Raw genomic sequence first — 14591 nt, forward strand, 5'->3', positions numbered from 1 at the left:
TTATGACCGATACAGTTTTGTATGAACAAACCGGACACATAGGTCGCCTGACATTAAATAACCCTGCTCGTCACAACTCGCTAGGGCAGGGTGAGCTAGAGGCAATACAGGACTATTTGAGCGCCGTAGAGATGAGTAGTGAAGTTCGTGTTCTGATAGTGACCGGCGCCGGGGAAAAAACCTTTTGCGCGGGTGCATCGCTTGCCGAACTCGGTGCTGGAAAAATTAGCGGTGACTGCTTTCAGGCCACCACTGATCAATTAGCGGCATTATCGGTACCAACAATCGCATCACTCAATGGCAATGTATTTGGCGGCGGCGTTGAGTTGGCACTGAGCTGTGATTTTCGGGTTGGGATTGAAGGCAGTCGTATGCGGGTTCCAGCTGCCGCTATCGGCCTGTGCTATCCCATTAGCGGGATCAACCGCTTTGTCGAACGCCTGGGTGTAAACCTTGCAAAGCGCATATTAGTGGCATCAGAGGAGTTTAGCGCCGACGCTATGCTGGAGATTGGCTTTCTCGACCACCTGGTGCTGCCGGCCCAAAGGGGGCAGATGACGGATAAACTGGCGCAGCATATCGCGGGCCTCGCACCACTGGCGGTTAAGTCAATGAAGCAAATTTTGCAGCAAGCGGCTGCTGGAGGCATCGATATGGATGAGGCGCGGGAGCTATCCGATAGGTGTTCGAGTTCAGAGGATTTGCAGGAAGGGTTTGCTGCGCAACGGGAAAAGCGTCAACCGCGCTTCCAGGGGGCGTAGTACACTTATTTTGGTGCCAGCGGCCCATGACAGCGAAGCTCACGGTCTATAGCCATCCAGGGCAGGCCCAGGTTTTCCAGCCAGTTAATCGCAGCCTTCTCAGTCTTGAGTCTGGCTACACTGGACGCGCCACAGGCTTCCAGGCAGCTGTCTGCAACAACACTGACACTGAGCATGCCGGGAATAGGGTAGCCGTCGATCGGGCTAAGACCCCGGCCGAAGTTTTCATCGTTAAATCGTGTTCGGCGTTCAAAATCTCCCCGCATCGCAAAGCCTTTTCCGTTGAGCTTGATCCGATTAATGGCGGTGCGATTTCCAAACGGATGACGCAGTCCGAGTAACCAGTTGGCACCGTCAAACTGTTTGCCGATTGTGACGGCGTCCTGAGCCATCTCAATCATGGCGTTCTCTATTCCTTCCTTGATCAATTTTCGGCGTACCGAATCTATCGCATATGGACGAATGCAGCTGTTCAAATCCAGCAGCATGCCTTTCTGGGGAAGCAGAGCGCCCTGATGAGTCAGCTCCAACTGGGACCAACCCACCAGGTGAAGCATGGCTTTAACCTGAGAATCGGTCGCCTTCAGCCGGCCATCGTCGTCGTAGCAATTGAGTAGCAAGCGAGTGGTTGGATCGAATATGTGGCTGCTTTCTTCCCAGAGCGCGGTAACAAAATCGAAAAGGCTAAGCGCTTCTGGGTCGAGCGCCGTGTAGCAACCGGTTCCTGCAGACTGATTAATTTTACTGATCAGGCTATCTGCGTTGAAAGCACTAAATTTGTGTTCGAGGCGGGAAAGCTCAGCTGTGGCAATACTTACCAGCGCATCAGCCTCACCGGGAAGAGTATCGATAGTTAACTGACAGGAGCTACCAAAGCAGTGAATACGTTTCCTGTGCATCATGATGTGGCCGACTACTCCCGGGTGACGGTCGAGTTTGTGTTAAGTGACGCCTATATTATTGGGAGAGTCGGTATATGGCAACGCTACTAAGCCAATCTGCGTCACGAATCTGATTGGAAACTTATGGCATTGGTAAAGAAACATGAAACTGAGAACCATCATTTTGGCTGACGGTCACTGCACCGCCCATAGAATCTGCGAGTGACCGTACAATTTGGAGCCCCGCCTTGTTCTGAGATCGTTCAGACTGTGTTGCAGACAGTCCAACGCCATCATCGGATACGGATAAAAGTAAGATACGTTGATCATGCATTGAGCGATCAACTTTAGCGTCTATTTCGATAAATTGAGCCGCTCGATCGTCAGTAAACGCGTGTAATAGTGAATTCTCAAGTAGCTCATACAGTATGACAGCAGCGGGGGAGGCAATTGTTGCCGGGAGAAGCTCCGAGGTAGTCAGATTAATGGTAGTGATTTTCGCTGGATCAACGGGGGTGAGGTCAAGCAGGTAGTTTGTCAGGCTATCGACATAAGTGTGAACGTCTGCCATTAACAAACCGCCTTGAAAGTAAAAGCACTTCTCCAGCAGCTCCATTGCCTTCAATTGCCCGAGTACCTTCGGCCGGCTTTCGCCGGCGACTTCTGCAGGACCGAGATATTTTCCGACTAAATCCAGAGTTGCAACATTGTGCTGGTGAACAGCGCGAACGAGATTGTCCTGCAGCTCGTGACTTTCTTGTAAATCGTCACGTGCCCGATCTGCAGCATCCAGCATTTCACCCGCATTTTTGATAGCTTCTTCCTTTAACAGATGCTCGCGATAAATACGCATGGCACCCCAGATAGCAATTAATAAGATAGCGCTGTAAAGACAATATGCCCACCACGTCAACCACCAGGGCGGGAGCACCTGTATTCTCAGGGAAACACCATCATCGCTCCAAATGCCTGCAGAGTTTGCGCCTCTCGCGCGAAACACATAGTCACCAGGCCGAAGATTGGCATAGGTAATTTTATTATTAGTGCCATCATCAACCCAGCCCGAATCGAGGCCTTCCAAAATATGGGTGTAGCGGTTTTGGTCTGGGTTGGCGAAATCTAGCAGTCCAAGCGTAATAACTATACTTCGGCTCTGGTCTCTCAGGTGGATTTCAGATCGATTTTGAATATTAGTGTAGAGGGCAACTTCACCGTTAACGATCTCTATTAGAGGTATTGTGAGCTGTGGTTGTGTTGGGTTTATTGAGACATTTTCCGGATGAAATATGTTGTATCCATTCGGCCCGCCGAAAAAAATTCTTCCGTCCGCTGTTCTAAGATACGCTCCAAAACTAAAGTCGTTTCCTTGGAGTCCGTCTGTCTCTCCATATTTAGAAATTAGGATGCCCGTTTCTGATAGATGAACAATTCCAATGCTTGTCGACAACCAAAGATTTGAATTTTCATCTGACAAAATCCCATAGATGGAACTTGCAGCAAGCAAAGACTCTGAACTAAAAGGTTCTGCTATAAATGATAGTTCGCTTGATTCTTTTTTATGAAGTTCAAATACCCCATGATCTTTGGTGCCTAGTAGAATTCTTTGTGTATTGTCTGCGTTGATCGTTAGCAAAAAAATCTCGTTAAAACCCTCCGGATAGGAAATTTCTGTTTCTAGGAATTTATCCGATTCGCGCTCATACAGAAAAATAGATTTTTCCGTTAGCAGATAAAAGTCTCCTGTAGGAGAAAGGCATAATGCAATTACGGAACGATCCTCTAGCCCCGGGTACCTGAAAACTTTTTTGTCAGACACCCGCACAATCCCATGATCATAAGTAGCAATCCAAATATCTTCTTCATCAATCTGAAGAATCTTAGTAACTGAAACATCTGAGAGTTCTTCGTAGGGAAACGGCTGTGTCTCTCCACTATGTGGATCGACTATGGCTATCCCATTTTTCCAAAATCCAATCCAAATATGGTCACTCGTTGCTTCAATTGACGTTGCCCTTTCATCAGGAAGGTATGTTTCTGAGTTACTTTCGAGCTTTATGTGTTTCTCAGTCTTAGTATCGTACCTAAATACACCATCGAATGTGCCGACCCAAATGGCTCCGCTGGGACCTTCTTCAATGGCCATAACGTCGTTGTATACATTACTATTTCTCGAGGTCATCAGCTCAAAAAATGTCGGTTTTGCTTGGTCTAGCCCGCTGTATGTCCCGATCATAAGCCTGGTGTCAATTTTGTGAAGCGTGGTGACATGATTGCTGGCAATCTCTGAATTTTCTCGGCCGTAGTGCGCAGTAATCTCTAACAAATTATTTGCCGTATATAGGCCGTGATCGCTAGCAATCCAAAACTGGCCGCGGTATTCGACAGCATCAGTTACTGTAACCTTCCTGTTCGCGTCGACAGTGCCTTGGCTGATAACAACCCAATTTTTAGGATCGATTGTTAGTAGCTCTCCTCGCTCTGTTCCAATAATTGCAGTCTGATCGTTGATGCTTTTTAACAAAGATATATTGTGGGCTCTAAGATCAATAGGAATGCGTTTGCTGGTTTTAAGGGAGATGTTAGCGAGATACAGCTGACCAGCGGAATAAACAATGATCGAACCGTTTGGTAAAGCCAGTGAAAGAGTATTCGATTTTGTGATTGGTATTTCTGAAAACACTGTCGTGAGATCTTGCACATCGCTCAAAGTGCCGTTGGCGATCAATGTTTTGGATGAGGAGTGAAGTATAAAGTTGCCATATACGTCTCTGGTAATGCCGGTCAGATAATCGACGCTCGTTAATTGGCTGTGGTCTGCACTTTGGAAACCTCCAAGATGGTCGTTCCACGCTACGAGGCCTCCGCCATATGTAGCTACTACCAGATTTCCCCTTGAATCCTCAGAAATTCCTCGTATATCAGACGCCGGTAATCTGAATTTAGCCCTCCTTGAAGCGGAATATGTATGAACACTTGCGCCGTCGAGGTGGTACAGCCCTGTTTGGGTGCCTATCCAAAGGTGCTCAGACTCATCAGTAAACATGGCGGTGATTGTTTTCCCATGAATCATTGACGATAGAGGCGATGAGTGAAGCTGAGTTTTAACTTCAGCCAAAGAACTGTGAGAGCCTGCTGTGAATAAGAAAAACAGAAGTATGAGGGCTTGGCGCGGAATCGCCGAGAACTTCACTTTTTTGGTCGAGTAGGTCCAGTAATATGGACGCTATTATAATGCGGTGTAACAGTCATCAAATTTAGTGGACTTGATGTCATTCGAAGTGATTTAGAAGTTTAGGCGTATTCGACATCAAGAATGCCTGATTTTTTTATTTCCATGATAAATTCCTCTTTTGCCTTTACCAGATCTGGCACTAGCTCGCTTGCAGTTGGCCGGTCTCCTCCTCTATCGGCGTCCTCGATGGCCGCAGCTATTGATTTTACTCTCTCTGCCCCAATGTTGGCGCTCATTGATTTGATTGCATGTGCGGTCTTATAGGCGTCGTTGGCTTCAATGTCAGCTACTTCTAGCGCCAGCTGAGAAAGCTTTGGTTCAATTTGCTGGATATAACCATCGAAAATGCGAGGCAGCAACGAGTTGCCGGTTTGTTGTTCCACTTCCCTGATATTGCGAATAGCAGAATCATTAATAACTTCAGTGTTAAATGCTTGAGTGTCCTCAGGTAGCGAAGGCAACGTTAACGTGGGCTGCAGAAGGTCGACTATTTCTCTGCTCTTTTTTGAACCGTGCTTCGCTAAAATTACTTGTAAGTCAGTAACGGTGAAAGGCTTTGTTACGTACTCATTCATTCCGACGCTCGTACAGCGATGTTCATCTTCCTTTGTTATTCCAGCTGTTAGTGCAATGATCGGTACTTCCGGTAGCGAGTTATCGCGTTCATACTCTCGAATTAGCAGGCATGATTCGAATCCATCCATGACCGGCATCTGACAGTCCATAAATACAATATCAAAGCTTTCATTTTTAAAAGTTTCGAAAGCTTCTTGGCCATCAGAAGCAATGACTACTCGACATCCGATAAGATTGAGCATTTCTTTGGCGATTTGCTGATTTACTTCAACATCCTCAGCCACCAATGCCTTAATTGTTGGAGCGTTATTCACGCTTTTAAGTGAAACATTGTCGCTTCTCTGGTTATTTGCACTTTCAAACTTAGGAAGTTGCTCTAGTAATGCTGAATTTGTCAGAGGTGCAGATACTTCGACCCAGTCGCGGATAAGAGGAATAGCTTTTGTTCTGTTAAGCGGCACAATTACGATTCCCGCGGTGTCTAAAAGGGCTTGAGTCGTTACGGATTCAGAAATTTTTTCTAAATCTTCCAGGCAGCAGATGTTTACATTTACTCTGGTCGCAAGTTCAACGAACTCAAGGGCTGTCTCTGCTACATGATGTTCCACATTCAAAGAAGAAAGATGCGAGGTGATCATTTTTTCCTGGTTTTTGTTAGTTGAAAAAACCGAGGCTTGGAAGTTTTTTGACGTGAAAGTATCAATTCGGTTTTTTGACGCTTTGAGTGGCATTGTGATTTCTATAGAGCTACCTTGCTTTGGCTCAGATTTGACTGTGATGGCGCCATCCATCATATCCATAAATTTTCTTGATATGGACAAGCCAAGCCCTGTACCGCCATATTGCCTTGTTGTACTCGCATCAGCCTGTGTAAAGGCGTCAAAAACCTTATCTTGCGTTTCCATATCCATCCCTATTCCAGTGTCGGTAACAGACACATGGACGTCGAATGAATCTATTTCGTTTAAATCTTTAGTCACTGTCGTTTCAACTATCACATGGCCATTATGAGTGAATTTAATGGCGTTGCTAACTAGGTTCATTAGGACTTGACGAATTTTGGTTGGATCTCCTGTGAGCTCAGTTTTTAGTTCAGAATCACAGATGTTTATAAGAGCTAACCCTTTTCGATCTGCCGGTTCACTCTGCAAATAGCAGATGTCATCAATTAAGTCATTTAGACTGAAATCAATATTTTCGAGTTCAACTTTGGCGGCCTCAATTTTTGAAAAATCTAGAATTTCATTAATTAAGCTAAGCAGTGAAACCCCGCTGTTATGTGCTGCCTCCGCGAAACGTCGCTGCTCTTCGCCCAAGCTCGTATGAAGTAATAGTTCGGTCATGCCTATCATTCCATGCATGGGAGTTCTTATTTCATGGCTCATTGTCGCTAGAAAATCTGATTTGGCTTGATTTGCTTTTTCGGCTGACCTTCTTGCATCTTCCAGGTCTACGGTTCTCTCCTCTACTTTTTGTTCTAGGTCTCGTTGTCGTTGAAGAGAAAGCTCAGCTTGTTTTTTTTGCCTGCGAAAAATTATCAGAACAAAGACTATGCCAAGTATTATGTATGCTGCATAGGCATATGGACTTAACCAAGGCGGAGGCGCGACGGAAATTGGAAGCGAAAGAGCGTTCCAGTTCCAGGTCCCGTCTGGGGAGGCGGCAGCCAATCTCAACGTATATTTTCCAGGAGGTAAAGTAGTAAACGAGACCACTCTCGCATCAGGAGAAATGGTCCATCCTGGGTTAACCCCTTCCAACATGTATGCATAATTAACGGACTCTGGGTCTGAGTAGTCGGCTGCATAAGCCTCAATAGATAACATTCGGTCTTTGTGGCTGAGATTTAGCTGATCTAATTGATGGTATGGGACATCAAAAGTCCTTTCTTCATTCATGACTTTGATAGAAAGAATGCTCACAGAGGGTGGAACACTCTTCTTTGTAGCTGCTTCAGGATCGATTACATTGAACCCTCGACTTCCTCCGAAGTAAATTGACCCTGACTTAGATTTGAAAGAAGCCCCCATGTTGAATTCACTTCCTTGCAGTCCGTCTCTGGCTCCGTAATTGGTAACGTTGTTGTCAGAAATTTGTATTTTTGAAACGCCGCTATTGTGCGAAACCCAGATGTCACCTTGTTTGTCTGACTGGATGCCATAGATGTTGGAACTGGGCAGGTCAAGTTCGGTCGAGCTGCGAGTGATATCAGCTGATAGTTCCGAACGGCTTTCGATGTCCCAGCTGGTGAGGCCTTCGCCCGCGCTTCCCATCCACAGAGTTCCGTCATCGGCCTCAAGAAATGCCCAGATTATAGAGTTTAGAAATGCATACGACGCATCATCTGTTTTTGGTTGATCAAATGTCCGATCTTCCTGATTGAAGCGAGAGAGACCTGCCTCTGTGCCGATCCAAATATATCCGAGTGAATCTTGGTATAACGCGATAACATTATTGCTTCTCAAGCTAGATGGATTTTCAGGGTCGTGTTTTAAATTGTCGAATGAAGAACTAGCTTCATTAAAAATACTTAATCCGCCGCCGTATGTGCCAATTAGAACTTCACCAGAATTAGTTTTGAGAAATGTAGTGATGCCATTCGCTCCTACGGAGCTTGGGTCAAGAGGGTTATGTTTAAATTTCTCTATCTTGTTTGTACCAAGATGCAGTCTGTTTACGCCGCCGTCATATGTTCCAATCCAGAGCGTTTCCCCGTCGCTCAGCAGGCTCATTACGATAGAGTTCGATAGCCCTGGGCTTGTGAATTGATTTATCCATTCGAACTTTTCTTTGTTAGGCCTGAGTCGATTCAGCCCCTCATCTGTACCAACCCAAATGCTTCCGTCAGAAGTTTCAGTAAACGTGTTAACAGAGTTGCTGGATAATCCCCCGATTGCTTCGTCAAACTTTGAAAACTGCCCGGGTGTCCCGCTAGCGAGCCCATATAAAGTTCCAACCCAGTATTGCCCCTCGCGGGATTGAAAAACACTGAAAATAAGATCTTCTGGTAGGCCTGAGTTTTCGCTAGTGTACCTAATGAAAGTCCCAGCGGTTCGGTTGAACAGATTGAGGCCTTTATGTGTACCTACCCAAATGTTGCTCTCGAAGTCTTCATATATGTAGTCTATTTGGCTTGATGATATAGAAGAGTTATTTGAATCCGAGTGTTCGTATCTAAAAATAACGTTATTTTCAACGTCATACTGAAAAAGCCCGCTTGACGTGGCTATCCAAATTTCCATGCCAGACGCCAAAATTGATTTTACGTCTTCAAACGAATTGCCCAGATTGACTAGATCAATTCTAGCCCGCTCATGCGACATAGAAGCCTGATCAATTTTGACGATAGCTCCCTCAGTTGTGGCACCCCATAGTTGGCCATCTTCGGTTTCTGTAAATGCGATTATTGTTCCAAGTGCAGCTTCGTCTGGCCCTCTTGCCACGTAGTGGGTAAAGGAGCCGTTCTGTGAGTTAAACACACTATATGCGTTTGAATAGCCAAGCCAGATACGGCCATCCTCGGCGATGTGCATTGCCGAAATGTCGTTTGAGAGAGGTGTGTTTCTGTCATTCGGGTTGAAAAATATTGATGTGAAGCTGTTGTTTCTATAGTCATACTTATTAATGCCCCCTCCTGTGGTTGATATCCATATCGTTCCGTCGTCATCTTCGATGATATTTGATGCTAGGTTGCTGCTGATAGAGTTATCGTCACTGCTAGAGTACCTATAGTTCTCGACATGAACGCCGGTATATTTGTTGACGCCTTCTTGAGTGACGAACCAAAGAGCACCCTGAGAATCTTGAAAAGTCTGCCGAACACTTTGTTGTGTTAGCTTTTCAGATACAGGTGAAAGAGTGAAACTGACGTCTATGCGTCCCCCCGTCTCTGCAATCGAAGAAGGGGGCAAAGCTAGCATTAACGCCGAAACGAGTGTGTAAATGTATTTCATGGCCACCGAACCATAGTCATCTCGGTTTACCGAGATTGTAGTTGGTTAGGTTAGCCGATACCAGAAGTGATAATGAAGCTGAAATTGTAAAAGTTGTAAATAAAAGGGGCGTTAGACGATTTGCTAGCCGAAACTATAAATCGTGTAACGCCTTCTCCAAATGGAGTTAGAACCGTTTTAGCGAAGGCCCCACCTGTATGCGGCCTGGTCAGCGTCGGAACGAAGGCCCCATCGGTATGCTGACTGTTCAGCAAAGGAACGCAGGCCCCATCGGTACGCGGACTGGTCAGCGAAAGAGCGGAGGCCCCATCGGTACGCTGACTGGTCGGCGAAAGAACGCAGGCCCCATCGGTACGCTGACTGGTCGGCGAAAGAACGCAGGCCCCATCGGTATGCTGACTGGTCGGCGAAAGAACGCAGGCCCCATCGGTACGCTGACTGGTCGGCGAAAGAACGCAGGCCCCATCGGTATGCAGACTGGTCAGCGAAAGAACGCAGGCCCCATCGGTATGCTGACTGTTCAGCGAAGGACCGAAGGCCCCACCGGTAAGCAGACTGCTCAGAAAAGCTCATGCTGCCCCACTGATAGTCACTGCTGCCGGCGTATGTCTGTGCTTTGGTTTCAGCCGTAGTGGCAGTGTTGCCCCACTTGTAGCCGCTGCGAGCGGGTGTGTTTTTGGCCCACTGAGCATTAGATTTGGTTGGCTCGACGTTCTTACCCCACTTATAGCCCGCACTTCCGCTGCGGGTGTAGACCTTGGAGTCGGCAATAGAGTGGCTTACGCGATGAACCAGGTTGTGGGTCTCGGTTGCTCCGTTCTGGTCAGCTTCGGCCAGTGACAGTGAGGGTGTGAGCAGCGCTATCGCAATGCTGGTTAAACCCGCTGATTTGATCGCTTTGTAAGTATTCATGTCATCATTCCTAGTTCTAGTCTTTTGTTAGCGCCTGAATGTGATGCTTTTAGTGCTCTGGTTACTCTCCGTGAGACGCAATTCACATTAGCTTTTCCCTACGCTTGAACACGTTATACGACCTGTAATCGGGCTGTTGAACCCGTACGCGTGACCATTTTGGGGTAATTGAGTTAAAAATTACGCAGTAGGATATTGGTAGAATCCACCTAAAGGCTTTCTATCTATATGAAAAATATAGAAAAATCTAGAAAATCCGTTGAGCGCGGCGTGTTTGACCCATAAAGGTCAAGAAGACTAAAGAGGGCGTTTTCTGCTGCCTTGGGTAGTGCGGCTACTGAGCCCGATTTGAAAGGCTTTCAATTTTTTGTTTTTCGAGTTCGTACATCTGGTCCCAGGCAAAGGGGTGGTTCAGTGGCGGTTTGTGGTTGAGATCCAGGCGTTCCACATGATTTTTTACGCCCCAGACTCGCATGTCGCTAAGCCCTTTGGCCGGTGCAATGTTCGACAATATGCCATCCAGGCCAGGCAGGCTGATCTCTCCGCTTTCATTCATGACCGCAGGACCTTCAAAGTGCTCTTGCATTGCCATATCGCGCATCAGGTCGAGATCTGCATTGCCACAGCCGGTATCACCCAGAGTGATGGCCCTGGTGATACTTACGTAACCATTGCCCTGCTGGAATGGGCTGTAAGCGAGCAGACCGTCGAGGTTTATGGCAGGCTCAGCAGTACTGGTTAGTTTGCATTTCACATCGTCGGGTGTGAGTTCAGGTTCCAGCTGAAGTAGTAGGGCTACCAACCCAGAGACCAGGGCCGCAGCTTGTGAAGTGCCGGTCATTACCAGTTCACCTCCCTGTAGCTGGTATTCAGGATGTTCCTTCAGGAGCCCCGAACCAGGCCGGGTGATGCCAGTAATATGTCCGCCGGGTGCGACGATGTCAGGTTTGATGTGTCCTTCTGGAGTGGGGCCTCGCGATGAGAAGTCAGGTACGTAGTCGTCTTTGCGAGTCTCCAGAGTCCACGAGTCCGTTACTGCACCTACGGTAATAATGTAGGGGAGGTTTCCGGGCGAGCCCACGGTCATTGCTTTTGGCCCATCATTTCCGGCGGCCGCCACTACGGTAATACCCTCAGCCCAGGCTCGCATTATGGCCTGGTTGATGGGGTCCAGGTAATAGGGCCAGCGAGGCCTGGCAGAAAAAGACAAATTAAGCACCCGAATGCCATATTTGTCTTTGTTATCGACCGCCCACTGCACGCCGCGAACGATATCAAGCAGGCCGCCCTGGCCGGCCTCATTAAAAGCTTTAATGGCCACCAGGTTTACATCGGGAGCAATGCCCTTGAATCCACCCGAAGGCTTACCGTTCAACCGCGTTTCTCCGCTGTGTGCCAGAACGCTGGTCAGGTGGGTGCCGTGCCCGCTCTCGTCAAATACGTTGTCGCTGCTATTATTAATAGCGTCATAGCGGGCAACTACTCGATCTTTACCTGTGGTGCTGAGGGTGAGGGCAGGGTGGTCCCAGAGTCCGGAATCCAAGACTGCAACCGTCACTCCTGCGCCGCGAACCCCATGGCGATGAAGGTCCTCTGCGCCCGAAACTGCGCTGTAATAAAAATTATCTGCGTTGTCAGGATATCCCGGGATCAGCTTAACCTCACAATCATGACCAAAACTGGCGGTGACTGCATAGTCGCTTTGCTCCGGCGCACTATTGGCTGTCGATGTGAATATTAGCGCCAGTTCTTCGCGGCCAGCGAGGAAGGGGACAGAAGTATCCTCTAGTGATAAATGAGCCTCACCTATGGACGAGCTTGTAATGCTGCTTACAGGTAGCTTGTGTTCGCCCAGTTGGATGAGTTTGATCGCCCCAAGCGCCGCCGGCCAGCTGAGCTCTAAGGCGGTTAGCTTTTGCGCTTTGTCTGTTTTGTTGAACAGCGGCCAGACGAAACCGTTTTGTCTGCGGCTAATTTCGACTGCGCCGGAGATACGGCAATCTGACGGTTGTGTTTGAGGTTCTTGCGGTTGGTCGTTCAGGGCGAGGTCGTCAATGTGGCGAATGACACGTCCTGTGTTTAATACGGCGGCCATTTGCTGGCTCGATAGAGTTGCGCCGATCGCGTTTATAATTGGCAGCTGGTGAGTGACGGTACCGCCTTCGTGGATGACCAATGACGCCATTTCTTCAGCGGAAGCACCTTGCAACATGACATCCAGGGAGTCGGGCTGTTGTGCTTTCGCCGTGAAACTGATCGCCACAAGAGCGGTGAGCAGCGGCAACTGTTTGATCAGTTTCATACAGTAGTGGCAGGTGTTGCGGTTGTAATCAAGACTGCTGCAGCGCTTCACTAAAGTTTTGGCGCAGCATATCGGGCACGTCTTCCGGGTAGATTGGCCGAGCAAAGAAGTAACCTTGCAGCAAGTCAGCACCGCGTGCGACCAAATAGTCCAGCTGCTCCTTTTCTTCAATGCCCTCTGCAATGACTCTCAGGTTCAGGGTTTTGGACAGAGCGATAATGGCGTCCACGATCGCTGCTCCGTCAGAGGTGCCAAGATCGGCGACAAAGCTTTGGTCAATTTTGAGTGTGTCTATGGGAAAGCGCTTGAGGTAGCTGAGCGAAGAGTACCCTGTACCGAAGTCGTCAACTGCCAGCTCAAGGCCCAGGGCCTTTAGTTGTTGCAGTTTTTCAATATTCGTTTGCGCGTCAGTCATGATGGCGCTTTCCGTTAGCTCAAGTTCCAAACGGCTGGCCTGCATGCCTGACTCGCGCAAAAACTCTCCAATCGAACGCGGCAGGTCGCTTTGGTTAAATTGTAATGGCGAAATATTGACGCACACCCTGAATGGGGGAAGGCCCATTGAGTCCCAGTAATTGCAGTGGCGGGCTACCTCTTTCATCACCCACTCACCAAGCTCGATGATTTGCCCGGTTCGCTCCGCCACAGGTATGAAGTCCAGTGGTGAGACCATTCCGCGAGTAGAGTGCTCCCATCGCACCAGGGCTTCCATGCTAACGACATCACCAGTGGCAGTGTCCACTTGTGGCTGATAGCGAAGTTCCAGCTCATTATTCTGCATGGCATCACGCAGCTCTTCTTCCATCTTTAGCTGTTCGACGGCCTTGGCGTTCATCTCTTCGTCATAAAAGCGGAAGCAGGCACGCCCCTGGGCCTTCGCGGCGTACATGGCAGTATCCGCGTTACGCACCAGAGTGTCGGGATCTTCACCGTCCTGAGGGAACAGCGCAATACCCACACTGGGGGTCACAACCGGATTGTGTGATTGCAGGGCGATAGGTTCCGAGAGTGCTGCGAGAATACGTTGCGCCACTCGTTCAACCTGCCCGGCATTGGGGATGTCCGACAATACTACCGTGAATTCGTCACCGCCAAGTCGCGCAATTTCGGTATTGGAAGTATGAGAGTCATCTTCTGCGCTGTTGTCCGAGTAATAGTTGATGGCGTCGTCTTCACGTAGCTCAACGGTAAGCCGCTTGGCTATCTCTACCAGCAGACGGTCTCCGCGACCGTGGCCAATAGAATCGTTTATGCGTTTGAAATTATCCAGGTCGATGAACAATAAAGCGGCATTGGTTTTGTGGCGGCGACAGCGCTTCAAAATGCGATTTAGTTGCTCGTTGAAACTTCGCCGGTTTGGCAGGCTGGTAAGTGGATCATAGTAGGCCAGATAGCGCAGTCGGTCCTCTTGGCGTTTAAGCGAGTTGAACGCATTACTGGCACGCAGCATGTACTGCACGTCTCTGCTCAGCAAAGACCAGTTCACGGGTTTTGTTTTGTATTGTGTGGCGCCTGCCTCAAACCCCTGATCGATCGACTGGCGGTCATCGGAGCCGGTAACGATCATGATAGGGATGGATTCGCCCTGGGGCATTTTGCGCAGTCTTTTACACACTTCCAGGCCAGTCATGCCCGGCATTTCAACGTCTAGGAACACCAGGTCGGGCCGCTCCCGCATAAATACATCAATGGCCTCTGGGCCATCCGCTGCCTCCACGACCACCATGTTTTCCGCTTCCAAACATTGCCGCGTTAACAGCCGAACATTGAAGTCGTCATCGCAAACTAGGATCTTTGCTTTGTGGTGTGAGCGTTCTTCATTGGGCATGTGTATGGGAGATAATGTGGTTATAAGAGGCGTAGGCTATCATCACTCGAACTCATCTCCTAGCCCGAAGCATAGAAAGGGCAAAACAAGTCATAGAGGCGCGAAAAAACCGATTATATGGGGCGACAGAGAGCGTATTGCGTTTG

General features: G+C 48.4%; 7 protein-coding genes. 1 reads left to right on the forward strand and 6 read right to left on the reverse strand.

Features of this window, described 5'->3' with window-relative positions:
* Nucleotides 1-2 precede the first annotated feature (2 nt).
* Complete coding sequence (locus EYC87_RS00750; protein WP_279251173.1) at nucleotides 3-761, forward strand: enoyl-CoA hydratase/isomerase family protein; 759 nt, start codon at nucleotides 3-5, stop codon at nucleotides 759-761.
* A 5-nt stretch (nucleotides 762-766) separates the two neighbouring features.
* On the opposite strand, the gene EYC87_RS00755 is transcribed toward EYC87_RS00750, so the two are convergent.
* The 6 genes from EYC87_RS00755 to EYC87_RS00780 all read right to left on the reverse strand — a co-directional run bounded on the left by EYC87_RS00755 (nucleotide 767) and on the right by EYC87_RS00780 (nucleotide 14445).
* The gene (locus EYC87_RS00755) at nucleotides 767-1663 is read right to left on the reverse strand and encodes an FAD:protein FMN transferase (RefSeq protein WP_279251174.1); all 897 of its coding nucleotides are present in this window, start codon (nucleotides 1661-1663) and stop codon (nucleotides 767-769) included.
* A 121-nt stretch (nucleotides 1664-1784) separates the two neighbouring features.
* Nucleotides 1785-4832: a ligand-binding sensor domain-containing protein gene (locus tag EYC87_RS00760; protein WP_279251175.1), complete on the reverse strand. Its 3048-nt coding sequence runs from the start codon at nucleotides 4830-4832 to the stop codon at nucleotides 1785-1787.
* 101 nt (nucleotides 4833-4933) lie between these two features.
* Entirely contained in the window at nucleotides 4934-9403 is a 4470-nt protein-coding gene (locus tag EYC87_RS00765; RefSeq protein ID WP_279251176.1) for a two-component regulator propeller domain-containing protein, read from the reverse strand.
* Between the two features lie 177 nt (nucleotides 9404-9580).
* Nucleotides 9581-10315: a hypothetical protein gene (locus EYC87_RS00770; RefSeq protein WP_279251177.1), complete on the reverse strand. Its 735-nt coding sequence runs from the start codon at nucleotides 10313-10315 to the stop codon at nucleotides 9581-9583.
* Between the two features lie 334 nt (nucleotides 10316-10649).
* Nucleotides 10650-12617: a S8 family peptidase gene (locus tag EYC87_RS00775; RefSeq protein WP_279251178.1), complete on the reverse strand. Its 1968-nt coding sequence runs from the start codon at nucleotides 12615-12617 to the stop codon at nucleotides 10650-10652.
* A gap of 28 nt (nucleotides 12618-12645) precedes the next feature.
* A complete protein-coding gene (locus EYC87_RS00780) occupies nucleotides 12646-14445 on the reverse strand; it encodes a two-component system response regulator (protein WP_279251179.1) in 1800 nt (599 codons plus the stop codon).
* Between the last annotated feature and the right edge of the window lie 146 nt (nucleotides 14446-14591).

The sequence above is a fragment of the Candidatus Seongchinamella marina genome, from assembly GCF_026262685.1.
GTDB lineage: Bacteria > Pseudomonadota > Gammaproteobacteria > Pseudomonadales > Halieaceae > Halioglobus > Halioglobus marinus.